A 25201-nucleotide genomic window follows, 5' to 3' on the forward strand; every position below is an offset into this window, starting at 1 on the left:
AACTCGTAGGCGATCGGCAGCACCGGCGTGCCGACGCAAAGCGACATGATCATCATATGCATGCGCGTCGCGACGACGAAGTCGAAGCCCTTCACCTGCCCCATCAACTGGTCCGGCGTGTGGAACGAAGCGTCCACTGTCACGTGGCTGGCGATCTCAGGATCGAGCTCGGCAACGATGGCCTGTGCGGTCTTGGAATCGTCATGGGCATATTCCGGCACGCCCTGACACGTGGAGACGAAGGTCACCTCCTTGCCAAGGTCCCTGACAAGAATTGTGGCGATCTCGCGGATCGAATCCAGATAGCGGCGCATGCCGCCCTCACCGTCGCTGACGTAGTTCCAGTGGCGGACCGAAATAGCGACGCGGCCCGTCGACGCCGGCGGCTGGCTGGAAGCGAGACGCTTGCCGATCCTGTCGGTATCGGCCAAGGCGAATACGGCATCGGCCACCACGTGGCACTTGCCGAGATCCTTCACCAAGTCCCGGATATGGGTCCGCGACCGTTCGTCGCGCAACAGGATGAGCGGACTGCGGTCAAAGATCGGGCCGAGCTCCTGGCGGTTGTAACTTTTGTCGAACGGACCGAGGGATTGCGTGAAGAAGACCGGATCTTTGCCAAATACGGCATCGAGCCTGAACTGATTGAGGCGTCGTTCGAGATTGTAGTTCTCGACGAGATAGGTTCCCCCTGTGGTGACCACCATGTCCGCGTCGGCGTAGATATCGAGACCGCGCCGGTCGCGATGGCTGAAAAAATTGCCTAGCGCGCTGCTGCCAAACCAGCGCAGGGCCTGGAGAACGAGCCGATTGTAGATCGGCTTGAACCGGTCCCTCAGCCCGCTGCCATTCTTGTATCGGAACAGGGATTCCGACAGCAGCTTATGAAATTCGAGGTCGGGATAATCCGTCTTCGGATAGAGTCGTTCCGCAACCTCGGGCTGGCTGTCGAAGACGGCAAACCGCACGTCGCCTTGCACGATCGTCTTGAGAATGTGGCGGATCGCCAGCAGAATCGCCGCATCCCCGGTATTCAGGCAGACTGTGTTTTCAACGACGATCTTCATGGGATACCTCATTTCGTCAGCAGATTCCGCGGCGGGGCCTGCGGTGCCTAGGACGGGCATGGTGACCGAAAACACCAACGCCAGGACGATCCCGATGCGGCTCGCGTCACAATTCATCGCTGCATCGGGCTGGGTGACCAGTCAGAGCGGCGCTCAAGCCCGACGGAGGGTAACGCATCAATTTTGCAGTGCAACAAAAAACGTGCACTTATGCTACGGCGCACCAAAAATGTTGCGATGCAGCAAAAGCTGGGTTAGCATTCCCGTGGGTGGGCCAACAGCGGTCGAGTTTTCATGCTGCATGTCTTGTACCTTGTGCACGATGTTTCCGACCCGGCGGTGCGCCGGCGGATCATAATGCTCAAGGCAGGCGGCGCGCGGGTCACGTTGGCCGGCTTCCGTCGGACCACAAATGCTGTTCCCGACGTCGAGGGGCTGCAGCCGGTCGACCTCGGCGCGACGCGTGACGGCCGATTCGGCCAGCGTCTGGCGGCGGTCGCCAAGGCGGCGCTGTCGATAGGCTCGAAGCTTGCGGCGATGCCGAAGCCCGACCTCATCATCGCGCGCAATCTGGAAATGCTGGCGCTGGCCAGGCGCGCCAAGGCCGCCTTTCGCGGCGGCGTGCCGATCGTCTACGAATGCCTCGACATCCATCGCCTGGTGCTGCGCAATGACATGCTGGGCAAAGCGCTGCGCACAGCGGAGCGTTATCTCGCCCGCGACGTGAAGCTTCTGGTGACGAGCTCACCGGCCTTCATCGCCAATTATTTCAAGCCGTTCCGGCAGGTCGCCGCACCGGTGGAACTGGTCGAAAACAAATACTTCGAAACCGCGCCGATCGCCTTAGATGACAGGTCAAAGGCCGAAAACCCTGCAGCACCCCCGTGGCGCATCGGCTGGTTCGGCGCGCTGCGCTGCCGCCGCTCGCTGGAGCTGCTGGCCGACTTCACGCGCCGTCAGGGCGGGCGCTTCGAGGTCGTCCTCCGGGGCCGTCCGGCACTCTCGGAATTCCCGGATTTCCACGCTTTTGTCGAGGCCGAACCCTATCTCTCCTTTCGTGGCCCCTACCGCAACCCGGAAGACATGGCCGCGATCTACGGCGAAGTGCATTTTTCCTGGGCGATCGATTTCTTCGAGGAAGGGCAGAATTCGGAATGGCTGCTGCCCAACCGCCTCTATGAGGGCTGCCGCTTCGGCGCCGTACCGATCTCGATGGGCAATACCGAGACCGGGCGCTTTCTCGACCAGCAGGACATTGGCGTCCTGCTTTCCGATGCCACGCCCGAAATCCTGGAAACCGCGCTCGGCCGCATGGACCAGGAGCACTTCGGCAAGGCCAAGGCGCGTGTGCTGGCCCGCAACCCACGAACCTGGAGCTACGACCGCAGCGACTGCCGCGCCTTTGTCGACAGGCTGCGCGGTCTGGCGGCGGTCCCCGGTCCCTTCGTCACCGAAGCGCTGGCTTAGCGATGGCTGATGATGGGAAAAGTGCAGTTCATGGAAAGGCGCCGATGACGCAAACCGAAGCGCTGCCGCCAAGCCTGATCGTCATTCCGTGCCTGAATGAGGCAGCCCATATCGGCGCGTTGCTCGAGCAGCTCAGGCCGGCAGCGCTAAGGCTCGGCGCCCGCATCGTCGTTGCCGATGGCGGCAGCACCGATGGTACTTTGGCCATTGTCGAAGCGGTTGCGGCCAGGGACCCTCAGGTCGTCCTCCTGCACAACCCAAAACGTATCCAGAGCGCGGCGATCAATCTCGCCGTCGCCAGCCTCGGTGACGGCGCCGAATACCTGATCCGCATCGATGCCCACGGCGGCTATCCCGCCGATTATTGCGACCGGCTGGTCGAGGAGGCGCTCGCCACTTCAGCCGATTCGGTCGTCGTCTCGATGCTGACCAGCGGCAGCGGCGCGGTGCAGAAAGCGGTCGCGGCGGCGCAGAATTCCAAGCTCGGCACCGGCGGCTCCAAGCACCGGCACCTCTCGGCCGGCGAATGGGTCGACCACGGCCATCACGCGCTGATCCGGATTTCGGCCTTCACCGCGGTGGGCGGCTATGACGAGACCTTCAGCCACAATGAGGATGCCGAACTCGACTACCGGCTGCGCCAGGCTGGCTACCGCATCTGGATGAGCGGCAAGACCCAGATGGTCTACTATCCGCGCTCTTCGCTGAAAGGCCTGTATTTCCAATATATCGGCTATGGCCGCGGCCGCGCCAAGAATGTGCTCAAGCACCGCATGATCCCGAAAGTTCGGCAGATGATCCCGCTGCTGGTGGCGCCGGTCGTCCTTCTCGCCGCATTTTCCTTTATCCACTGGCTGGCGGCGGTGCCGCTGCTGGTCTGGGCTTCGGTCTGTCTCGGCTACGGCGCTGTGACCGCCATCAGCCAGCGCAATCCCAACAATGTGCTGGCGGGCATTTCGGCGATGGTCATGCATTTCGGCTGGTCGCTCGGGTTTTGGCTGCAACTGCTCGGCTCGCGATCGCAGCGCGGGGCGGCATGATGGTCGCCGACAGCCGCCGAATCGACATCTGCGTCTGCACGTTCCGGCGGCCGGAACTGGCCGACACGCTGCGGTCGCTCGCTGCCATGGATATGCCTGCCGGTTTCGGCATCGGCGTCATCGTCGCCGACAATGACGACGAGCCGACCGCCGAGCCGCTGGTGACCGCGCTGGCGAGCGAATTGAAGCTCGTGGTCCGCTACCGGCACGCCCCGGCGCGCAACATCTCGGTTGCCCGCAACGCCTGTCTTGATGCCAGCACGGCCGATTTTGTCGCCTTCATCGACGACGATGAAACCGCTTCCCGGCAATGGCTGGCCGAACTGATTGCTATCGCGGAGACAAGCGGCGCCGAGGCCGTGCTCGGTCCGGTGCGGGCGCTCTACCGCCCGGATGCGCCGGACTGGATGCGCAAGGGCGATTTTCATTCGACCTTGCCTGTCTGGGTGCAGGGCGAAATCCGCACCGGCTACACCTGCAACGTCCTTTTGAGGATGAGCGCCGACAGCTTGCGCGACCGTCGTTTCAGCCTGGCGCGCGGCCAGAGCGGCGGCGAGGACACCGAATTCTTCGACCGCATGGTCAAGGCCGGCGGTCGCATCGCCTTTGCGCCGGAGGCGTGGGTCGAGGAAGTCGTGCCGCGTTCGCGAGCCGCTTTCGACTGGCTGCGCCGCCGCCGCTTCCGCTTCGGCCAGACGCACGGCCACCTCATCGGCCATGACGCAGGCGTGATAGAGCGTGCGAAGGCTGTCTGCCTTGCCTCGGCCAAGGCCGCCTATTGCTTCGGCATGGCGGCGTTGACCGCGATCAGCCCGGTCCGCCGCAACCGCAGCGTGCTGCGCGGCATCATGCATGTCGGCGTCGTCAGCGGGCTGGTCGGTATCAGCGAAATTCGCCAATACGGCCTCACCTCCGCGCAGCAAGGGGGCAAGCGTGCAGCCTGACGTCTCCTTTGTCATCGCCGCCTACAATGCCGCGGCCACGCTCGACCGGGCGATCGCAAGCGCCATGGCCCAGCGCGGTGTCAGCGTCGAAATCATCGTCGTCGACGACCAGTCGCGCGACAACACGCTCGACGTTGCAAGAGCCTATCCCGAAGATGTCGTCAAAGTGGTTGCGCTGCCGGCAAATCGTGGCCCTGGCGGCGCCAGGAATGCCGGGCTCGAACTGGCTTCCGGCCGCTGGGTTGCGGTGCTCGATTCCGACGATGCCGTCCTGCCCGGGCGGCTTTCCGCCATGATCGCGCGGGCCGAAAGCGCGGGCGCTGTGATCGCCGTCGACAACCTCCAGGTGGTGCGCGAGGACGGCATTGCCGAAGCGACGATGTTTCCCGCCGAATATCTGGAGGGCCTGCGTGAAATCACGCTCGCCGACTACATCGCTGGCAACATCGTTTTCGAGTCCACGTTCAACTTTGGCTATCTCAAGCCGATCTTCCAGCGCCGTTTCCTGATCGAAAACGGGCTTCGCTATGATGAAAGTCTGAGCATCGGCGAGGATTACATCCTGCTCGCCAACGCGCTGGCCAAGGGCGGAAATTGCGTGGTCGAGCCGACGACCGGCTATATCTACCACATCCGCACGGGCTCGATCTCGCGCGTGCTCGAGCTTCACCATATCGAGGCGATGCGCAAGGCCGACGCGGTCTTCGCCGAGACCAATTCCATGGACGCTGCTGCTGCGGCCGCCTTCGCCAAACGCGCCCGCAGCCTGCGCAAGGCGGCATCGTTCCTGTCGCTGGTCCAGCACATCAAGGCGCGTTCGCCGTTGAAAGCGATACGCACCGCGCTAAGTGATCCGGCGGCTGTCAGGCACATGTCGATGCCGATCGCCGTCCGCCTCAAAAGGGTGGCGGCGCAGTTTGCCGTCGGCGCGGGGAGGTAAGGAGGGCGAGTACATGAAGACGTTTGTTCGTGGCCTGCAACAGGCTGAAATCGATCTGCTCAGAAGGAATTTGCGATGAAGAAAATCAGGAAGGCAGTCATCCCTGTGGCGGGGCTTGGAACACGGTTCCTGCCGGCAACCAAGTCGATTCCGAAGGAGATGCTGCCCGTGGTCGACCGGCCGGTCGTCCAATGTGCGGTGGACGAGGCCTTCGAAGCCGGCATCGAGCACATCGTGTTCGTCACCGGCCGCAACAAGGCTGTCATCGAGGACTACTTCGACCTGCACCCCGAACTGATTGGAACGCTCGAACAAACCGGCAAGAAGACCCAGCTGGAGGCGCTCGAAAGCATGCTGCCCGTGGCCGGCGCCACCAGCTTCATCCGCCAGCAGTCGCCACATGGTCTCGGCCATGCGGTGTGGTGCGCACGCGAAGTCATCGGCGACGAGCCCTTCGCCCTGCTGCTCCCCGATATGGTGTCGTTCGGTCGCCGAGGTTGCCTGGCTGAAACAGTCGATCTCTATCAGCAGACCGGCGGCAATGTGATCGCCGTCGAGCGCTGTGATCCCAGCGAGACCAGCAAATACGGCATCGTCGGGCGCGGCGCCGAGACAGGCAGCGGCTTCGAGGTGACGGCCATGGTCGAAAAGCCGGCGCCGGCCAATGCGCCGTCGAACTATTACATCAACGGCCGCTACATCCTGCAGCCCGAGATCTTCTCGCTGCTGGGCAACCAGCAGCGCGGCGCCGGCAACGAAATCCAGCTTACCGATGCCATGGTGCGGCTGGCGAAAAGCCAGTCTTTCTTTGCCCAGCCTTTCAATGGCCGCATGTTCGACTGCGGCTCCAAGGAAGGCTTCATAGAGGCGACCATCGCCTTCGCGCTGGCGCGCGACGACATGAAGGGACCTGTGCTGGAAATGCTGCAGGCGTTCGTGCGGTCGCATGAGCGTCAGGAAGTGGCCGCATAATGCCCATCTTTCGAGGGCATATGCGTTTGGACGATGGCGCGGCTCCTGCCTGCACGCCTGGCCGCTCAGGCCCGGCGCCGGATGGCATGAAGCTTGCGTTGCATATCTTGCCCCCGATCTCCGCAGCTTCGGACGAGGTGGGACCTGACCCGTCTCGCTCCGGCGCCTGTAACCTAGAATTGGATCGAAGATGAATTATGCCAGCTTTCCTCTCGACAAGAGGATGCCATTGCCCAACCCCGATCAGGAAAAGGGTGAAGACTTCATCGACGTCGAGCGCCTGCTTGGCATGGCGGCGCGTCAGGTCAAGGTGGTGGCGGTCTGCGCCATCATCGGCCTGTTCCTGGGGTTGCTCTATCTGCAGACCACGCCCAAGCAATACATGTCGGTCGCCAGCGTGCTGATCGACGAAGGCCTCAACAAGGTCATCGACGACATCTCGGCTGCATCCGTCACCATGCAGACCGACGCCGCCCTGCTCAGCCAGATCGAAATCATCACCTCGGCGCGGCTGGCCTCGGTGGTGGTCGACAAGCTGAAACTCGACCAGAACGCAGAGTTCATGAACCCGCCGCAATCGGCGCTGGTCAAGGGCATCGGCTTCGTGCGCGGCGTGATCGGCTATTTCCGCTCAAGTTCCGCCGAGCAGATTCCCGGCATGGAAAACGTCGATGAGGCGACACGCCAGGCCATGATGCAGACGGCGCGCCACGACTATGCCGTGCTGAAGCTGCAGAGCGAGGTGCTGGCGCAGCGCAACGGCCGCTCCTATGTGCTCGCCATCGGTTACCAGTCGACCAATCCGGCGCTCGCCACCGCCATCACCAAGGCCTATGCCGACGCCTATCTCGCCGACCAGCTCAACGCCAGTTTCGACGCCACCGAACGCGCTGCGGTCTGGCTGCAGGGCCGGCTGACCGAGCTTCGTCAGAACTCACAGGCGGCCGCTATGGCGGTCGAGAAATTCAGGGCCGAGCATGGTCTGGCCGCCAACAGCGACGGCCAGCTGATCAGCGACAAGCAGATTGCCGATCTCACCGCGCAACTGATCGTCGCGCAGGCCGATACGGCGCGCGCCAGCGCCCGCTATCAGCAATACAAGACCATCGTCGAAAGCGGCTCGGACAATGCCTTCAACGATTCCGCCATCTCAAGCGATCAGCCGGCAAGCTCGGTCATTGCAACGCTCAAGACCCGCTATCTCACAGTCGCCAAGCGGCTGCAGGACGTGACGGCCAATTTCGGCGCCGACCATCCGCAGGCGGTGGCGCTGGCCAAGGAGAAGGCCGACCTGTCGACCCAGATTTTCGGCGAGTTGAAGCAGCTGACCGAAAGCTATCGCAATGAATATGAAGTCGCGCTTTCACGCGAGACCTCACTGAGGCAGAAGATCGCCGACGCGGCCGGCAAGAGCTCCATCGACAACCAGAGCCAGGTCAAACTGCGCGAACTCGACCAGCAGGCGCAGGCGCTGACCACGCTCTACCAGACCTTCCTTAGCCGCTACGAGGAGGCCTCGCAGCAGCAATCCTTCCCGGTCGGCAAGGTCCGCATCATCTCGGATGCCTCAACGCCGCTTTCCGCCTCAAGCCCGCGCACCTCCAGGGTGCTGGCGCTGTCGCTGGTGCTTGGCGTGCTGCTTGGCGCCGGCTTTGGTGGCCTGAATGAGTTCAACGAGCGCTTCTTCAGGACCGGCGAGGACATTCGCGATCGCGTCGGCCTCAAATTCCTCGGCTATTTGCCGATGATCGGCGGCAGGCTCGGCAAGGACGCCGACGACGGTGCGGCGGATGCCAAAGGCGCCAACACATTGTCGGCGGCCGAGAAACGGGCGCGCTTGCGGGTCAGCGTCGATGCGCCGGCATCGATGTTCTCCGAAACGCTGCGCAACGCCAAGATCGCCTTCGACGTCGTCATGGAAGGGCAAGGCAGCCGGGTCATAGGCGTGGTCTCGGTCCTGCCCGGCGAGGGCAAGTCTACGGTCGCCGCCAATCTCGCCGGATTGCTGGCCGCCAACGGCTCGAAGACGCTTTTGATCGACGCCGATCTGCGCAATCCTGGCCTCAGCCGCAACCTCGGCATGGAGGCCGAGCAGGGGCTGATGGAGGCCGTGGTCAACGGCCAGACCTGGCAGTCGGTCGGCAAGGTCGACCGCCAGACCAAGCTGGCGATCATCCCGGCCGTGCTGCGTGGGCAGTTCTCGCATACCAGCGAGCTGCTGTCGTCGGCCGGCATGCGGCGCTTCATCGACAACGCCAAGGAGACGTTCGAGTACATCATCGTCGACCTGCCGCCGCTTGGCCCCGTGGTCGACGCCAAGGCGTTTGCGCCGCTGGTCGACGGCTTCGTGCTGGTTGCCGAATGGGGCCGCACGCCGCGCGCCATGGTGCGCTCCCTGCTGGAGCAGGAACCCTACGTCGCAAGCAAGGTCGTCGGCGCCGTGCTCAACAAGGTCGATCTGAAGAAGCTGCCGAAATACGGCTCGCTCGGCGGCTCGGAAAAGTTCTTCGACCGCTATTCGACCTACTATCTGGAGAAATCGGACGTGCGGGCCAAGACCGCGGCCTGAACGGAGCGCGATCCTGAAAAGGAGCGTGATCCGGAAAAGCGGATCCGGTTTTCGGAAAGGATCACGCTCAAACGAAGAAGCACGGCAGGTCAGGAAAAGATCAGCTTGCCGAATTTACCGGCGATCCTGAGCGCTGTCAGCCGGCCGCTTTGAAAGGCGCCGGTGTCGATGCCGAGCCTTCGCCCGTCAAGCCTGGGGGTATCGACCGGCGTGTGCCCATGCACCACAAAGCGGTCGAGCAGATAGGCGGCGTTGAAGAACTCGTCGCGGATGTTGAGCAGGTCCTGCTCATCCTGTGCGACCAGGTCGATACCCGGCCTGATGCCGGCATGGACGAAAACGAATTTATCCGAACAGAGCAGCACCGGCAGGCTGCGCAGAAAGTCGATATGGCTGGCCGGAATGACTTCCTTCACGCGCCGGTCGACCTCGTCGCTCGAGGCATAGAGGCTGGCAAGCCGCGCCGGATCGACCCCATAGGAAAACAGCGTCTCGAGGCCGCCGACCGCCAGCCAGCGGTCCCGCGACAGATAGCCGTCGAGATAGTTCAGCATTGCCACTTCGTGGTTTCCCGCCAGGCAGACGCGCAGGAACTCTGTTGGCGGCAGCGCCAAGAGGTGGTCGAGCACGCGCGACGATTGCGGCCCGCGATCGATATAGTCGCCGAGCATGACGATAATCTTGCGGCCGCGAAATTGCAGCGCGTCGAGTTGGATCTTCTGCTCCAGCGACAGCAATTCCTTGTAGCAGCCATGCACGTCGCCGATCGCGTAGACGACGGTGTCGTCCATATCCATTTCCAGGCGCTCGCGCGGCGCCGGCCGGGGAGGTCTGGACCGCTGAAACAACGCCACTGGGGCCGTCAGACCCCGATGCCGCGGGCTTTGAGCGCCGCGGTGATCTCGTCAAGAATGGCGGGATCGTCGATTGTCGCCGGCATCGTCCATTCTTCCTTGTCGGCAATCTTCTGCATGGTGCCGCGCAGGATCTTGCCGGAGCGCGTCTTCGGCAGGCGCTTGATCGTCACCACCGTCTTGAAGGCGGCGACCGGGCCGATCCGTTCGCGCACCAGCCCCACCACTTCGCGTTCGATGGCAGCGGTATCGCGCGACACACCGGCATTGAGCACGACGAAGCCGAGCGGGACCTGGCCCTTCATAGCGTCAGCGACGCCGATGACGGCGCATTCGGCAACATCGGGATGCGCTGAAAGCACCTCCTCCATGGCTCCGGTCGACAGCCGGTGTCCGGCGACATTGATGATGTCGTCTGTGCGCGCCATGACATAGAGGTAGCCGTCCTCGTCGATCATGCCGGCATCGGCCGTCTTGTAGAAGCCGGGAAATTCCTCGAGATAGGCTTGCCGGAAACGCTCGTCGGCATTCCACAGCGTCGGCAGGCAGCCGGCCGGCAGCGGCAGTTTCACCACCACATTGCCAAGTGTGCCGCGCGGCACTTCATGGCCGGCATCGTCGAGCACGCGAATGTCGTAGCCCGGCATCGGCACGCCGGGCGAGCCGTATTTCACCGGCAGCAGGCCGAGGCCCGCCGGGTTGATGGTCATCGGCGAGCCGGTCTCGGTCTGCCACCAATGATCGACCACCGGCACGTTGAGTTTCTGCTCCGCCCATTTGATGGTTTCCGGGTCTGCGCGTTCGCCGGCCAGGAACAGAGTGCGGAATTTCGACAGATCGTATTTCGGCACGAATTCGCCCTTGGGGTCCTGCCCCTTGATGGCGCGAAAGGCTGTCGGCGCGGTGAACAGCGCGACAACGCCGTGTTCGGCGATCACCCGCCAATAGGTGCCGGCGTCGGGTGTGCCGATCGGCTTGCCCTCGAACAGCACGCTTGTCGCACCATGCAGCAGCGGTCCGTAAACGATGTAGGAATGGCCGACCACCCAGCCGACATCGGAGGCCGCCCAGAATACTTCGCCCGGTCTGACGCCGAACTCGTTTTCCATCGTCCATTTGAGCGCGACCATGTGGCCGCCATTGTCGCGCACGATGCCCTTCGGCTGGCCGGTCGTGCCGGAGGTATAGATGATGTAGAGCGGGTCTGTAGCCAGTACCGGAACGCAATCGACGTTGGCGCCCGCCGCCCGCTCGCGGGCAACGGCGTCGGCAAAATCGATATCGTAATGCTCCCTCAGATCGCAGCGCAGCTGGTCGCGCTGCAGGATCAGGCAGGCGTCCGGCTTGTGGCGGGACATTTCGATCGCCTTGTCGAGCAGCGGCTTGTAGGCCACGACACGTCCAGGCTCCAGGCCGCAGGACGCGGAGATGACCAGCTTCGGCTTAGCGTCGTCGATGCGGGTGGCGAGCTCGTGCGAGGCAAAGCCGCCGAACACCACCGAATGCACCGCGCCGATGCGGGCACAGGCAAGCATCGCGATCGTCGCTTCGGCCACCATCGGCATGTAGATGATGACGCGGTCGCCTTTGCGAATGCCGCGGTTCTTGAGCACCGAAGTCAGCGCTACCACTTCGCGCTTCAATTCGGCATAGGTGAATTTCTTGACCGTGCCGGTGATCGCGCTGTCGTAGATAAGTGCGATCTGGTCGGCGCGGCCGCCTGCGACATGGCGATCGAGAGCGTTGAAGCAGGTGTTGCAGGTGGCGCCGTTGAACCAGCGCCCGTAAACGCCCGCCTTGGCATCGAAGACGCTGGTCCACGGCGAATACCAGTCGATCGCCTCGGCGGCAGCGGCCCAGAATTGTTCCGGGTCGCGTTTCCAGCCGTCATAAACCTCGTGGTAGCGTGACGCCATTCATCCCTCCTCGGGAAAACTCTCTATGTTGCAATAGCCTATGCGGGTTTTCCCGGCCACGTCTTTCCCCAAATGCCATGTCTTTCCCGAAATTTGGGGCTTGGCCGATCTCGCCTTGGCCATAAATTGCAGGCACCATGGCCGGGTTTGAAATCGGGGCAGGGCGCGCAATGACGGTACGATACGGGGTTGGATCTGCCGTTGGAGCAGCGCTGCTGTTGACGATCGTTTCCGCCGCCCAGGCCGGCGATGCCGCCGCGCGGCGCATCATCGGCTTTTCCCCCGACGGCAAATATTTCGCCTTCGAGCAATATGGCGAGGTCGACGCTGCCGTTTCCGGCTGGTCGCAGATCGACATCATCGACACAAGCACAGACGAGTTCGTCGGCGGCAAGCCGATCCTTGTCCTCGATGAATCGGAAGAGGCGACCACGACGGTGGAGCAGGCACGGGCGCAGGCCGCAAAGCAGGCCGCGCCAATCCTGGCCAAATACGGCATCGCCGAGCGCGGCACGCGCACGGCCTCCGACAGGTTCACCTTCCCGGACGACACGGTCGAGTACAACGACATCCCCCGCCTCGAGCAGGCCGCGCAGAAATGGCTGTCGCCGTTCTATGGCGAAACACAGATTTCGACCATCCAGCTCGATGAGATTTTGGCCGACAGCAAGGAGGATTGCTCGGCAAGCTTTGATGACGCCAAGGAAGGCGACCAGCCTCTTCAGGGGCACAAGACACTTCAAGGCGACAAGACACTTCAAGGGGACAAGACGGGCAAGGCGCGCGGCTTCCGCCTGTCGCTGCAGGGGCAGGACGGCAAGCCGTTCAAGGTGCTGCACGAGGACAAGGCCGTGCCGGGCTCGCGCAACTGCCCGACCTCCTACAGCCTGTCGGAATCCTACGAATACGCCCCGCCCGACAAGCCGGCGGTACTGGCCGTGCTGGTGCAGCGCTTCAGCCAGGGCTTCGAAGGACGGGACCGCCGCTTCATCGCCGTAACCGGCCAGGCACGCTAAGCCGCGGCCCCCCTTGTGGCAGGCAGAAAAAGCTCATGCGCCCGGAGAAAGCAGGGCGTTCGTGTCGGATATCAGCTCTTAAAGCGGCAAGGCCGCCAGCATCAGCCCGACGCCACCCGCAATCAATATGGCGGCTGCCAACGCTTTTCGATGACGTTCGAACGCGGTCGGCGCCCGCTCCCAATTGTAACGCATACCCAATGCTCTCCCAAAACCCCGCGACTGCATAGCTTACTTTAGGTAAGAAAAGCAAGACCTTGACCCTGCGAGATAGCCGGCTTGACGGTTTGCGGCGGTGATTACCAGCTGCAATCACCGACGATTTCTGGGGTGCTTCCCTGTTCTCAGGCTCTGAATGATGTGGAAGTTACCACAATCTGAAGTTGGATGTCTCCATTAGGCTTCGGTCGCCTGTGTCGTGAGGATGGTGGCGTTGCCGGATTGCCACAGAACGGTCAGGCCGGCCTGTTCTCCCTCTCGCCCGCGCAATGGACAGACCCGCATCGCCGCGCTATCTGCTCTCCAGGAAAATGGTGGAGGGGCTCCATGGCCCAAATCGGTTCTGAAATGGTTCTGCGGCTGGCGGACGACGCCTCGGTCCAGCATGTCGGCGATGGCGCCGTCGTGCTCTTGGCGCGCAGCGGCCAGCTTTACACCTGCAACGGCACCACCGAAGCCTTTCTCGACAAGGTGGACGGCGCCCGCAGCCTTGACCAGATCGTCGTCCTGTTGTCTGACGAGTTCGAGGTCGACAAGGGCACGCTCGACCAGGACATGGCGGCGCTGGCCGCCGAACTGGTGAGCGAAGGCATTCTCGCCGACCCGGCTCCCTGATGGTGGACGGCGTTCTCCTGCGCGCTTTGTTTCGTGTCCATTTATGGGCAAGCGCGCGGCTGATGCCGACCCTGATCGGCCGCCGCAGCTTCGAATCGGTGCTGAAATGGGCGCCGCTCAGCGCACCCACCCCTTATCGCGGCCTGTCGTCAGCCTACATCGTCGCTGCCGTCAACCGGACCGTCCGGCACCCCTGGCTGATGCGCGACCGCAGATGCCTGCGCGAGGGCCTGCTCGCCCACCGCTTCCTGCGCTTTGCCGGCTTCGATCCGGATCTGCGCTTCGGCGTCGATCCGAAGTCGATGCAGGCGCCGCGTATGTCTGCCCATTGCTGGGTCTGTCTCGATGGCCGCCCGGTGGTCTCGGACAGCCTCCCCGGCATGGTGCAGATCTATCGCCATCACGCCGATGCCGGAAAGGCGCACGCTGCTTGACCGGTCCGGCGACCACCTTCTGCTATGATCTCCAGGGCCAGGTCATCAGCATATCGGCCTCGCGGGCCGATCTCTGGCCGAGCTTCGACCTCTTGCTCGGCACGTTGCGCGTGAGCGGGCCGGTCGAGCCCGATTTCCGCGTCGACATCGTCGAGACGCGGGAGTTACCGGAATCGCCTGCCGGAAAACTCGCTTTCGACGGCGAGGTGCCGGAGGACGGCCATTGCCGGCTGATCGACGGTGGCGGCACCGTTCATCTGGTCTTTCCCGGCCTGCAGACCGTCTCGATCAATGCCGATGGAGGCTGGGCCGAGATACGAGTCCATCCCGATGCCAAGGTCAAATGGACGGTGCTGATGATGGTGCTGGATGCAGCACTTGATGCCGGCGACCAGCACATGCTGCACACCGCCGGCCTGACATTGCCCGGCCGCGAGGCGCTCGTGCTGATCCATGCGCCGAGCGGCACCGGCAAGTCGACGACGTCGCTGGCGCTGGCGTCGCAAGGTTTCGGCCTGTGCTCGGATGACGTCATGATCCTCAAGGTTTTGGCCGGTGGCGGCATCACGGCCTGGGGCTTGCCGCGCAAGGTGAAGGTCCACCGCCACACCGCGGCAATGCTGCCCTTCGTGGCGCCTTGCCTTGGCGACAAATGGGACGCCAATGGCGAGCAGGCCGTCTCGCTGGAACGTCTCGCCGAGATCATCCGCATCGAGGAGACTGTCGGCAGACCGGTTGCGGCACTGTTTCATCTCGCCCGCTCGGCGGACGCGCAAACCCGGCTCGTGCCCATGACCAGGACAGACGCCATGGTGGCGCTTGCCACCGACAATGTCAGGACCGGCATGACCGGCCTTTTGCCGGCGCAGAAGCGCCGCATGGCAACCATCGCAACGCTGGTCAAAGCCGTCCCGACATTTACCCTGGAAGTCGGCGCGAACCCGGCCGAGGCGGCCCCGCTGATCCGCTCGGCGCTGGCGGCGCGGGACTAAAGCACACTTCAGGCAGAATGCGGCTTTGGCCTGGCGAGGCGCTGGATCCAGCGGAAGGCGTCGCGGCGCAGGCGCGAATGCATCTTGTCCCTGGAATTGACGCCGAGCAGCGTATCGCCGGTGATCAGCCATTTGGCCAAAAATATCGAGAGGTCGGGCTTGATGCGGTCGGCCAGTTCGATCGCGCGCGGTGCATCAAACAGCCGCCCCGTCACATTGAGAACCGTCGCCAGTTCGAGCTCGATGCCGCTGATGCGCGCCGCCTCGAAAAGCCGGTCTTCATCCGCGGGCGACCGCAGCGCGCGCACGCCCTGCAGCACATCGACGCAAAGCTGCAGCCGGTGGAACTTGTGCCCGCCGGCGGCGTGGACAATGGCGATGGTCAGCAGCGCGGCCGGCGTGTCGGCCTCGCTGCCGTCGATGATCTGCAATTCGCGAAAGCCCAGCGACAGCCGCCGCCGCATGCCGGAATCATGCACCAGGTTGCCGTGCAGTTCGATCAGCAGGCTGGTATTCTCCTTCTCCAGCCACTTGAACTCCTGCAGATCCTGCGACTGCGCCTCGCCGCTCCAGAGCTCGAAGCCGCATCCGGCAATCACCGTGTTGGCTTCAATGATGCTGGCCGGCTCGACCAGAATGTCGATGTCGGTGAACGGCCGGTCAGCGGCGTGGCGGTAAAGTTTGCGTGCGAAGACCGGACCCTTGACGATGCGGGCCGGAACATTTTTCGCCGCCAATGCCTTCATGATGCGGTCGCCATGATATTGCAGCAGCATCGATTGGCCGGTCGCCAGCGTCGAGCGATCACGCAGTTCCGACAGCTTTTGCCGCAAGGCTGCGTCCGCAGGCAGTTGGGCGTCGCCGATCTCGCTGAGCTTGCGCAGCATGATCGGCAGCACGCCGTGGAACTCGGCATTGGCGAGCAGTGCCAGCAAGCTTTCGGCAGCAACGTCACGGCCAATGGCAACCGTCGCCTCCGGGTCGGCGAAGGTCAGCAGCAGTTTTTCATCGGCAGGCGCAAGAGATGGCAGCATCAAACCCGGATTGCGTTCGCCCACATCAGCAATTCCCGTCCGGAATTGCGTCAAACAACCAACTCAGAGGAGCGTATGTTGCAGAAAAGCATGCATGAAGCCAGCGTGTGGTGGCAGAACCAGCTCATGAATTGACTTTCCACGGTTTCGGTCCATTCTTTTGCACTGGACTGAAAAGGGTGTTTGGAATGGCCAAGAAAAAGTATGAAGCGCCCGTGCTGCGCAAGGCAGGAAAGTTGTCCAGCGTGGTGGCCGGGCCGTCGCTGCCGATACCGCGATAAGACTTCTACGGCTTCGGTTTGGATGAAGCCGGAGCGGTCGGCCGCAAGGCAAGCCGCGCTGCAGGCGGGCAATCTGTCGGCGTGACTGCGGGTAACGGTCCGTCCGGTCCCGCAGGCTAAGGCAAGTTCATAAGCCGCCTGTTCGGGATATGGGCAAGGCCCCTCCGTTACAGTCCCCAGCGCAGCGCGACGGTGTGCACCGGCGCGTCCCACATTGACGTTGCCTCGTCATCCAGCATGGTCAGCGTGATCGAGCAGCCGGCCATGTCGAGCGAGGTCACATAGGACCCGACCAGCGAGCGGGTCACCGTCACGCCCTGTTTTTCGAAGATGTTTCGGGCGCTGTTGTACATCAGATAGAGCTCCATCAGCGGCGTGCCGCCAAAGCCGTTGATGAACAACAGTGCCGGACCTTTCGCCCTGTTGCTGAGATCGCCCAGGATCGCGGCGCAAATCTCTTCGGCGATGACATCTGCGCTTTTCAGCGTATCGCGACGCCGGCCGGGCTCGCCATGAATGCCGACGCCGAATTCCATCTCGCCATCGCCAATGTCGAAGGTCGGCCTGCCGGCCGCCGGCACCGTGCAACTGGTCAGCGCCACGCCCATCGAACGCGTCGCGCTGTTGATGCGATCGCCGAGCGCCTTGAGATCCGCCAGCGCCATGCCTTGCTCGGCGGCGGCGCCGACGATCTTCTCCACCACCAGCGTGCCGGCGACGCCGCGCCGGCCGGTCGTAAAGGACGAATTCTCGACGGCGACGTCATCATTGATCACCACCTGCAGGACGCCGTCGGCCATTTCGCCGGCCATGTCGAAATTCATCACGTCGCCTTCATAGTTCTTGACGATGAACAGGCAGCCGGCGCCGGTATCGACGGCGGCGGCCGCCGCCAGTATCTGGTCCGGCGTTGGCGAGGTGAAGACCTGGCCGGGGCAGGCGGCGTCCAGCATGCCGTGACCGACAAAGCCGGCATGCAGCGGCTCGTGGCCGGAACCGCCGCCCGAGATCAGCGCCACCTTCCCCGGCTTCATCACCTTGCGGCGAATGAATTTGTGCTCCTCGCCCAGCACCAGGATGTCGGCATGAGCTGCAACGAAGCCGTTGAGGCTTTCGGTCAGCACCGTGTCGACGGAATTCATAAACTTCTTCATGTGTCCTCCCGACACAACACGATCAGCCGCCACTCCTGCCGGTGATGCTGGTGATCTTCTGGATGAATTCGTTGATCGCCTTGTCGAGCGCTGCATTCTGCTTGTCGTCGCCGAAATCGGGCACGATCAGCGAGACATGCCGGGTCTTGCGCATGCCTGCCGCAACCGACATCTTGCCGGGATGCGCCAGATGATAGGCAGCCAGAAACTGATCGCGCTCGGCCGGACTGAAATGGCAGACCGAAAAAATAGCCGGCAGATGTTTTGACGGGATCGGGGTCGAATAGGCCGCGCTGGAAATCTGGGTGACGAAGCTGCGGTGCTTGCCAAGCGCGTCGGCAAGGCGTTGTCGCATACCCGACGGTCGCTGGTCGATGACCTGCGACAGGATCGTCTTGTAGGCGCGGATCGCCTCTTCGGAGCCGGCTTCTGGTGTCTTGTCGGCCATCTCAGTCATCCTAGACCGATGCATCCGAGATGGCCGCCTTGGCCATGGCGAGTTGGGCGGGAGCCACCGAGAGATCCCGCAGGCCGGCCTCGAGCAGTGCCGGGATCGATGCCGGATCGCCGCCGGCATCGCCGCACAGGCTGACTGGGATTTTCGCGCGCAGGCCAAAAGCGGCAACCGAGCCGATCAGCCGCAACACGGCGGGATGGCGGACAGAATTAAGATGCGCCACGGCTGCGTTATCGCGGGCAGCCGCCATTACATATTGGGTCAGATCGTTCGAACCGATCGAGAAGAAGGCGACATCGGCGAACGCCTCCGGCGCGATCGCCACCGAAGGCACCTCGACCATGATGCCGAGCGGCGGCATTTTGTACGCTACGCCGCGCGCGGCAAGCCCGGCCTGCTCCTCCACGAACAGAGCGGCGGCGCGTTGGTACTCCTCCGCGACAGCGATCATCGGAAACATCACCTTCAGATTGCCGTGCACCGCCGCGCGCAGCAGCGCCCTGATCTGTACGCGAAACACCTCCGGCCTTGCCAGCGACAGCCTGATGCCGCGCAGGCCGAGGAACGGGTTGCTCTCCTCGACGGTGAAGCCCGGCACCGGCTTGTCGCCGCCGGCATCGACGGTGCGGATGGTCATCGGCTTGTCGCCTGCCCATTCCAGCACCTTGCGATAGGCCTGGTATTGCGTCTCCTCGTCCGGCGGCGCCTTGCCGAACAGGAATTCGGTGCGCATCAGCCCGACGCCATCACAGGTCGAGATGTCGATGCCATCGACCTCGGACGGATCGGCGATGTTGACCTGCACGCGCACCGTCGTGCCGGCACGGGTTACCGCCGGTTTCGCGAGATAGGCTCCGGCCTTGTCTCGATGTGCCACAAACGAGGACGAGGACCGGTGGAACGCTTCGATCTCGGTCGCCGTCGGCGAAACCACGATACCGCCATGCTCCGCATCGAGCAGAGCCAGACCGACGGGATTAGCCGGCGAAGCGCCAAGCCCCACCACCATCGGCACGCCGCGCGAGCGCGCCAGCATGGCGACGTGGCTGGCGGCGCTGCCGGCCCTCAGCGCGATGCCGCCGCCGGTGCTCCAGTCGGTCTCGAGAAAGCGCGTCGGCGCGATGTCCTCGCCATAGAGAATGGCGCCCGCTGGTGGAGCGCTCTCCTGCTCCTCGGTAAGCGCGCGCAGCACGCGGTCGCGGATATCGCTGATATCGGCGGCGCGAGCCCGGAAATAGTCCTGGTCTGACGTTTCGTAGCCGGAGATCTCGGCGTCCAGCGCCTGTCGCCAGGCCATGTCAGCCGGCATGCCGGACGCGATCGCGGCAAAAGCCGGGCCGGTCAGTGCCTCGTCCCCAAGCATGGCGAGCTGGAATTCGAGAATGCCGGCGGCCTCGTCATCGGCGGTTTCGATCAGGGTCGCGAGCCGGTCCGTCGCGCTGGCGATAGCTGCTTCCAATGCGGCCTTCTCGTCCGCGGCGCTCGCCTTGCCCGTGTAGTGCGCGGTGCCGTTGTCGAGGTTGAACAACGGCCCCTCGGCGTAGCCGGCGGAGGCCGAAATGCCTTGCAGCCTAAGCGGTTCGGGCATGGCCCGCACCCTCGTCGAAATCGCGCCGCACCAGTTCGACCAGCGCTCTCACGGCATCGTCTGCGCCCTCGCCTGTGGCCCGGATGTGCAGCATGGTGCCTTTCGGCGCCCTGGCCGCCATCACCTTGACGATGCTCTTGGCGTCGAACCATGGGCCGTTGGCGGCAAGCGCAATCTCCACCTCGGCGGCAAAGCTCTTGGCAAGCTTGGTGAACTTCACCGAAGGGCGCGCGTGCAGACCTACCTCGTGGGTGATCAGGACGGTGGCCTCGGCAAATGCGGACATCAGGTCAAAATTCCCGTTCGCTCACGACGGCGACAATTCATGCGCCGTCGCCACCACTTCCTTCAGCGAGGCCCCGCCGGACGCCTCCGTCGCAGCCATCACCGCGCCTTCGACGATCGGCGCGTTGCAGACGATAATCCTGAGCGCCCGCGGCTCGCCGATCATTTCCACCGCCATCTCCGAGTTGGTCTCGGCGCCGCCGAGATCGACCAGGATGGCGACGCCGGCCTCCGACCACGCCTTGTCGATGGCGCCCATGATCGCCTCGACGCTGGTGCCGAGCCCGCCATGGCCGTTTCCGCCGCACCATGCAAGCGGCACTTCGTCGCCCACCATCTGCCGCACCATGTCGGCCGTGCCTTCGGCGACCAGCGGCGAATGCGAGACGATGACGATGCCGACATTGCTCATGGCTGACCTTCCAGCGTTTCGCCGATCGTTCGCACCAGCAGCGCAACCGAGCGTCCGCCGGCATCCATGTGACCGATGGAACGGTCGCCGAGGAACGAAGCGCGGCCGCGCAGAGCCTTCATCGGAATGGTCGCCTCGGCCGCCGCGTCGGCGATATCGGCGATTTCCGCGCCTGTCTTTCCCTCCAGCAGCGCGTCATGCACCGGCTGCAGCACGTCGAGCATCGTCTTCAGGCCGACCTGCGACTTGCCACGCGCAGCGACAGCTTCGATCGCCTTGCCGAAGGCGGCAGACAGGTTGGCGCGATCGGGCGCTGCCGCGATCTCCTTGCCTAGCGCGAGGAACAATGTGCCGAACAGCGGCCCGGATGCACCGCCAACCGTCATCACCAGCTTGGTGCCGATCGCCTTCAGCGCCTCGGGCAGCGGCTTTGCAGCGAACGCCCCGGCCTCGGCGCGCACAGCCTCGAAGCCGCGCTTCATGTTCAGCCCATGGTCACCGTCGCCGATCGCCTGGTCGAGCGCGGTCAACTCTTCCGAGTGAGCGGCGATCGTGTCCGCGGCGGCGGTGATCAGCCTGGCAAGGTCGAACGCTGCCATGTCCAGATTCCCGGTTTCGGTCCTGCCGGCAGTATCGAAAGAGTTTTCATTCGACAATCGAAGCATGCCATCAGGCCGTTGCATGCAGCGCGGCGGCGGCCGCGAACACTTCGGCCACGGCATGGGAGCCAGGGTCGGCCACGCCCTGCAATTTGGTGCCGACATAGGCGGAGCGTCCGGCTTTCGCCTTCTCCATGGCCGCGGTCGCTTCGGCGCCGTGCCTCGCCGCGGTCGCCGCGGCATCCAGCCCCTTGGCGTCGAGCGCCTTCAGCGCCGGCTCCAGGGCATCGACCATGGTGCGGTCGCCGACCCCGGCGCCGCCGTAGAAGGTCATCCGGTCAAGCCCGGCAAGCAGCGCCTTGGACAGGGTTGCTCCGCCATTCGAAGCCTGAGCCGCCGCCGTGAAGAAGATCGACAGCAGGACGCCTGAGGAGCCGCCCATTGCGACGCCCAGACTATCGCCTATAGCCGCAAGCGTGGCGGCAGGGTCGGCCAGCGGCAGCGCATCGAGCCGTTCCAGCACGCTGCGCGCGCCGGTCGCAACCGTCGAGCCGGTATCGCCATCGCCCGCCTTGGCGTCCAGCCCGTTCAGTGTCTCTTCGAGCTCGATCAGCCGTTCGCAGACCGTGACGATCAAACGCCTGGTACCGGGATCCTGACTGGCCTTTTGGGCTGCGCTGTTTCCAGCCGCTTTCGCCATAGGCACGATAGCCGGCGCGACGACGGTTTTGGCCGGCATCCAGGCATGTGGACCGACAGGCGCCAGCAAGGCTGCCTCGCGCGCCGCATCGAGCTTGATCAGCGACAGCGAAAAGCCGTTCATGTTGAGCGCCGTCATCAGCGGTCCGGGGCCGATCGCAAGTTTGACGGTTTTGGCCAGCGGCGAGGCCAGCACGGCATTGGCGACCAGCGACATCTCAAGCGGCGGCACCGAGCCGAGATTGTTGATGAGCAACGCGTGGCTGGCGTTCGGGTCGAGCCGCGCGGCCAGCCGCTCCGCCATGATCGCCACCAGCTTGTCGGCGCTTTGCACCGCGATGCGCTCGACGCCCGGCTCGCCATGGATGCCGAGGCCGAGTTCGCCGTCATTTTCGCCGAACCGCTCTTCATGTGGCTGGCCGGGGATCGAGCAGGACGACAGCGACATGCCGAGCGAGACGATGTCCTTCGCCGCGGCGCGAGCGGCTGTAGCAACGGCTGCCAAGTCCTGACCGGTCTCCGACAAATGGCCGGCGATCTTGTGCACGAACAAGGTGCCGGCGACGCCGCGCGGCTGGTTGATACCCGGCAGGGCGATGTCGTCGGCAACGATCGCCATCTCGACGCGAAACCCCTCGGCGCGCGCCTTCTCGGCCGCCAGGCCGAAATTGAGCCGGTCGCCGGTGTAGTTCTTGACGATCAGCAGGCAGCCGGCGGGGCCGGTCACCGCGCGGATGGCCGCCAGCACCGCCTCGACGCTGGGCGAGGCAAAGATCTCGCCCGAAACCGCCGCCGTCAGCATGCCCTTGCCGACAAAGCCGGCATGGGACGGTTCGTGTCCGGCGCCGCCACCGGAGACGACGGCAACTTTCGCCTTGTCCCAATCGGCGCGCAGCACGACCTTGATCTCGGGGTAACCGTCGAGGCGCGCGAGATCGCCGGAACCGATAGTCCGCAACAGCCCGTCCAGCGCCTCGGTGACGATCGTTTCCCTGCGGTTGAAAAAGTGCTTCATCGAATTCGTCCTGTATTCGTCAATCAGAAGCCGGTGCCGTGCCCTTGGCGAGACACCGAAAACCTCACATCAGTCTTTGTCCGTCGGCGCCGAAATAAAGTGGCGAGCGGTAGCGGATCACCACTTTGTCGCCCTCGGCCAGATCCGTATCGGGGTCGGTGAGCGTCACCAGTTTCTTCGGGCCGACCGTAACATGCAGATGGTTCTGGTCCCCGAGATGTTCGACCCAGTCGACGACGCCGTCGGCATGGCCGTTTGCGGTCTTCTCGATCGACAGATGCTCGGTGCGCGCGCCGATGGTCTTGGTTCCGGTCGGCGCCCCACCATCAGGCAGCAGTCCCGCTGGCAGCAGATTGATCGCCGGCTGGCCGAGCCGTGCGGCGACATGAAGGTTTGCCGGCTCGGAATAGATGGTGCGCGGCGTGCCGATCTGCACCAGCACGCCATTGTTGAGGATGCCGATGCGGTCCGCCATGGTCATCGCCTCGATCTGGTCGTGCGTGACATAGAGCATGGTGGCGCCGAGCTCGGCTTGGATGCGCTTGAGTTCGAGCCTGAGATCGGCGCGCAATTTGGCGTCGAGCGACGACAGCGGCTCGTCCATCAAATAGATCGACGGCTTGTGCACCAGCGCGCGCCCAATGGCGACGCGCTGCATTTCGCCCCCCGAAAGCTTGGTCGAGCGGTTGTTCAGCTTGTGGTGGATGCGCACCATCTTCGCCACCTCTTCGACGCGGCGGCGAATCTGGTCCTCCGGTACTTTCCGCGCTGGCGAACGCAGCGGGAAGGCGAGGTTGTCGTAGACCGACAGATGCGGGTAGAGCGAATATTGCTGGAACACGAAGGCGGTGTCGCGCTCGGCCGGCGACAGCGTCGTCGCATCGTGGCCGCCAATATGGATCGTGCCGCCATCCGGCCGCTCCAGTCCGGCGATCAATCTCAGCGTCGTCGTCTTGCCGGCGCCGGTCGGGCCGAGCAGCACGACGAATTCGCCATCGGCGATGCTAAGGTCGAGGCCATCGACGGCGACATGGTCGCCGAAGCTTTTGGTCACGCCCTTGATGTGCACGTCAGCCATGCTGCGCTCTCCCTTGAGAGGCGGTATCGTGGATCGCGGTGCGCACCGCCCGACCCGAGCCCTTGTCGAACAGCGACAGCCGCGCGCTGTTCAACGTTAGCCCGACATGATCGCCGGCAGCGAGCCGGATTTCGGCCGGCACCCGCGCCTTGATGATGCCGTCCGCCGTCTCCACCGCCACGATCTGCGTCGTGCCGAGATATTCGGTGCCGTAGATGGTGCCGCGCAGTTTCGACGCATCGTCGAAACGGATGTGCTCGGGACGGATGCCGAGCGCCATGTCGGCGGGCGCAATTTCCTCGCGCACTTCCGGCACCGCCACCTTGGCGCCCTGGACGACGATTTCCTTCGCCCCCTTCGCCAGCCCGCCACCGAAGCCCAGGAAATTCATCGGCGGCGAGCCGATGAAGTCGGCGACGAACATGGTTGCCGGGCGGTCGTAGATTTCGCGCGGGCTGCCGAACTGTTCGATGACGCCATGGTTCATGACGGCGATCTTGTCGGCCATCGACATCGCTTCCATCTGGTCGTGCGTGACATAGACGGTGGTGGCGTGGATGCGGTTGTGCAGCTCGCGCAGCTCATGCACCATCAGATCGCGGAATTCGGTGTCGAGCGTGCCGAGCGGCTCGTCCATCAGGAAGCATTTTGGCCGTCGCACGATGGCGCGACCGAGCGCCACGCGCTGGCGGTCACCGCCGGCAAGGCCCGAGACCGATTTGTTGAGCAGATGGTCGATGCGCAGCAGCTTCGCCGTTTCCTCGACACGGCTTCGAATCTCGGCCGAGGGCATGCCTTGCGCGAGAAGCGGGAAGCCGATGTTCTTGCGCACGTTCATATGCGGATAGAGCGCGAACAGCTGGAAGACGAAGGCGATGTCGCGTTCGCGCGCCCGGCGCATGGTGACGTCCTCGCCGCCGAGCAGGATCTGGCCGCCGGTCGGCAATTCGAGGCCGGCGACCATGCGCAGCGTCGTCGTCTTGCCGCAGCCCGAGGGACCAAGCATGACGAAGAACTCGCCATCCTCGACGATGAAGCTGGAATCCTGCACGGCGACGAAATCGCCGAAGGCCTTCCTCAAATGTTGGACGCGGATTTCGGCCATGATTATTTCGGGAATTTCGAGACGATGATGAACATCACTGTGCCGGCGAGCATGGTGATGAAGGAGTAGGTGTAGAGCGCGAGCGCGAAAGGCTGGAACAGCATCAGGAAGCCGACGGCGATGAGCGCCGTCGCAATGTTTTCCATGAGGCGGCGCCGGGCCCAGCGAGGCCAGGATGACTTTTTGGAGATGGCTGGGCGCGTCATGCGTAGCTGCCTTCCTTCTGCCCGGCAACGGGGCGAGACGGTTGCCAGGTGGTTCCCCCACTCCGTCGCTGCTTCGCAGCGCCACCTCTCCCCCCTCCGGAGGGAGAGGAAGGCAGCCTGCCTGAATGAAGTTCGCGTCCTTCCTCTACCCCGTCGATCGGGGGAGAGGTGTGGGGGGGAGGGGGGCGGGGGGGGGGGGGGCGTGAAACCCACAACAATTTGGGTACGCGCCGCACGGGATGC

General features: G+C 63.9%; 23 protein-coding genes and 1 pseudogene. 10 read left to right on the forward strand and 14 right to left on the reverse strand.

Annotated features, from left to right (window positions below; translation table 11 throughout):
• Positions 1–17: 17 nt before the first annotated feature.
• Positions 18–1184 (reverse strand): annotated as a pseudogene (locus tag NKI15_RS22125) (polysaccharide pyruvyl transferase family protein); the annotation flags it as partial.
• Between the two features lie 177 nt (positions 1185–1361).
• On the opposite strand from NKI15_RS22125, the gene NKI15_RS22130 reads away from it, so the two are divergent.
• From NKI15_RS22130 to NKI15_RS22155, 6 genes are all read left to right on the forward strand, one after another.
• Positions 1362–2534: a glycosyltransferase family protein gene (locus NKI15_RS22130; RefSeq protein ID WP_023750439.1), complete on the forward strand. Its 1173-nt coding sequence runs from the start codon at positions 1362–1364 to the stop codon at positions 2532–2534.
• A gap of 44 nt (positions 2535–2578) precedes the next feature.
• Complete coding sequence (locus NKI15_RS22135) at positions 2579–3574, forward strand: glycosyltransferase family 2 protein (RefSeq protein ID WP_352514583.1); 996 nt, start codon at positions 2579–2581, stop codon at positions 3572–3574.
• On the forward strand, positions 3571–4518 hold the full coding sequence (locus NKI15_RS22140) for a glycosyltransferase family 2 protein (RefSeq protein ID WP_023736206.1): 948 nt from the start codon (positions 3571–3573) through the stop codon (positions 4516–4518). The genes NKI15_RS22135 and NKI15_RS22140 overlap by 4 nt, the downstream gene beginning before the upstream one ends.
• The gene (locus NKI15_RS22145) at positions 4508–5458 is read left to right on the forward strand and encodes a glycosyltransferase family 2 protein (RefSeq protein ID WP_352514582.1); all 951 of its coding nucleotides are present in this window, start codon (positions 4508–4510) and stop codon (positions 5456–5458) included. Before NKI15_RS22140 ends, NKI15_RS22145 begins: the two co-directional genes overlap by 11 nt.
• A gap of 75 nt (positions 5459–5533) precedes the next feature.
• Positions 5534–6430, forward strand: a complete 897-nt coding sequence (locus NKI15_RS22150; protein WP_352514581.1) for a UTP--glucose-1-phosphate uridylyltransferase — start codon at positions 5534–5536, stop codon at positions 6428–6430.
• Between the two features lie 190 nt (positions 6431–6620).
• Positions 6621–8999: a polysaccharide biosynthesis tyrosine autokinase gene (locus tag NKI15_RS22155; RefSeq protein ID WP_023738101.1), complete on the forward strand. Its 2379-nt coding sequence runs from the start codon at positions 6621–6623 to the stop codon at positions 8997–8999.
• Positions 9000–9088: 89 nt separating this feature from the next.
• Here the strand turns inward: NKI15_RS22155 and NKI15_RS22160 are convergent, their stop codons facing one another.
• Both NKI15_RS22160 and NKI15_RS22165 read right to left on the reverse strand, forming a co-directional pair.
• Positions 9089–9790, reverse strand: coding sequence for a metallophosphoesterase family protein (locus tag NKI15_RS22160; protein ID WP_352886940.1), 702 nt, complete (start codon positions 9788–9790; stop codon positions 9089–9091).
• 71 nt (positions 9791–9861) lie between these two features.
• Positions 9862–11769 carry a propionyl-CoA synthetase gene (locus NKI15_RS22165; protein ID WP_352514580.1) on the reverse strand — a complete coding sequence of 636 codons (1908 nt, stop codon included), beginning with the start codon at positions 11767–11769 and terminating at the stop codon, positions 9862–9864.
• 218 nt (positions 11770–11987) lie between these two features.
• Here NKI15_RS22165 and NKI15_RS22170 point away from each other — a divergent pair, with 218 nt between their 5' ends.
• The 4 genes from NKI15_RS22170 (at position 11988) to NKI15_RS22185 (ending at position 15045) form a co-directional block, all read left to right on the forward strand.
• A complete protein-coding gene (locus tag NKI15_RS22170) occupies positions 11988–12785 on the forward strand; it encodes a DUF2259 domain-containing protein (RefSeq protein ID WP_245275047.1) in 798 nt (265 codons plus the stop codon).
• Positions 12786–13331: 546 nt separating this feature from the next.
• Positions 13332–13619 (forward strand): PqqD family protein, encoded by a 288-nt coding sequence (locus NKI15_RS22175; RefSeq protein ID WP_023684213.1) that lies wholly within the window; start codon positions 13332–13334, stop codon positions 13617–13619.
• A complete protein-coding gene (locus tag NKI15_RS22180) occupies positions 13619–14053 on the forward strand; it encodes a lasso peptide biosynthesis B2 protein (RefSeq protein ID WP_023668789.1) in 435 nt (144 codons plus the stop codon). The genes NKI15_RS22175 and NKI15_RS22180 overlap by 1 nt, the downstream gene beginning before the upstream one ends.
• A complete protein-coding gene (locus tag NKI15_RS22185; RefSeq protein ID WP_352514579.1) occupies positions 14050–15045 on the forward strand; it encodes a serine kinase in 996 nt (331 codons plus the stop codon). The genes NKI15_RS22180 and NKI15_RS22185 overlap by 4 nt, the downstream gene beginning before the upstream one ends.
• 8 nt (positions 15046–15053) lie before the next feature.
• Here NKI15_RS22185 and NKI15_RS22190 read toward each other — a convergent pair whose 3' ends face one another.
• The 11 genes from NKI15_RS22190 to NKI15_RS22240 all read right to left on the reverse strand — a co-directional run bounded on the left by NKI15_RS22190 (position 15054) and on the right by NKI15_RS22240 (position 24958).
• Entirely contained in the window at positions 15054–16079 is a 1026-nt protein-coding gene (locus NKI15_RS22190) for a nucleotidyltransferase family protein (RefSeq protein WP_023668787.1), read from the reverse strand.
• Positions 16080–16527: 448 nt separating this feature from the next.
• A complete protein-coding gene (gene dhaK / locus NKI15_RS22195; protein ID WP_352768457.1) occupies positions 16528–17514 on the reverse strand; it encodes a dihydroxyacetone kinase subunit DhaK in 987 nt (328 codons plus the stop codon).
• A gap of 22 nt (positions 17515–17536) precedes the next feature.
• Positions 17537–17962 (reverse strand): hypothetical protein, encoded by a 426-nt coding sequence (locus NKI15_RS22200; protein WP_023668784.1) that lies wholly within the window; start codon positions 17960–17962, stop codon positions 17537–17539.
• Between the two features lie 10 nt (positions 17963–17972).
• The gene (gene ptsP / locus NKI15_RS22205) at positions 17973–19559 is read right to left on the reverse strand and encodes a phosphoenolpyruvate--protein phosphotransferase (RefSeq protein WP_352824305.1); all 1587 of its coding nucleotides are present in this window, start codon (positions 19557–19559) and stop codon (positions 17973–17975) included.
• A complete protein-coding gene (locus NKI15_RS22210; RefSeq protein ID WP_352673628.1) occupies positions 19543–19845 on the reverse strand; it encodes an HPr family phosphocarrier protein in 303 nt (100 codons plus the stop codon). Before NKI15_RS22210 ends, ptsP begins: the two co-directional genes overlap by 17 nt.
• A 21-nt stretch (positions 19846–19866) precedes the next feature.
• Complete coding sequence (gene dhaM, locus NKI15_RS22215; protein WP_023725850.1) at positions 19867–20256, reverse strand: dihydroxyacetone kinase phosphoryl donor subunit DhaM; 390 nt, start codon at positions 20254–20256, stop codon at positions 19867–19869.
• Entirely contained in the window at positions 20253–20855 is a 603-nt protein-coding gene (gene dhaL / locus NKI15_RS22220; RefSeq protein ID WP_352673630.1) for a dihydroxyacetone kinase subunit DhaL, read from the reverse strand. Before dhaL ends, dhaM begins: the two co-directional genes overlap by 4 nt.
• 70 nt (positions 20856–20925) lie before the next feature.
• Positions 20926–22569 carry a dihydroxyacetone kinase subunit DhaK gene (locus NKI15_RS22225; protein ID WP_352673632.1) on the reverse strand — a complete coding sequence of 548 codons (1644 nt, stop codon included), beginning with the start codon at positions 22567–22569 and terminating at the stop codon, positions 20926–20928.
• A 64-nt stretch (positions 22570–22633) separates the two neighbouring features.
• Positions 22634–23647: an ABC transporter ATP-binding protein gene (locus NKI15_RS22230; RefSeq protein ID WP_352886948.1), complete on the reverse strand. Its 1014-nt coding sequence runs from the start codon at positions 23645–23647 to the stop codon at positions 22634–22636.
• Positions 23640–24752, reverse strand: coding sequence for an ABC transporter ATP-binding protein (locus NKI15_RS22235; RefSeq protein WP_023752387.1), 1113 nt, complete (start codon positions 24750–24752; stop codon positions 23640–23642). The genes NKI15_RS22230 and NKI15_RS22235 overlap by 8 nt, the downstream gene beginning before the upstream one ends.
• 2 nt (positions 24753–24754) lie before the next feature.
• Complete coding sequence (locus NKI15_RS22240) at positions 24755–24958, reverse strand: hypothetical protein (protein ID WP_023752386.1); 204 nt, start codon at positions 24956–24958, stop codon at positions 24755–24757.
• Positions 24959–25201 lie beyond the last annotated feature (243 nt).

It is taken from the genome of Mesorhizobium sp. M0862 (assembly GCF_040319795.1).
Lineage (GTDB): Bacteria > Pseudomonadota > Alphaproteobacteria > Rhizobiales > Rhizobiaceae > Mesorhizobium.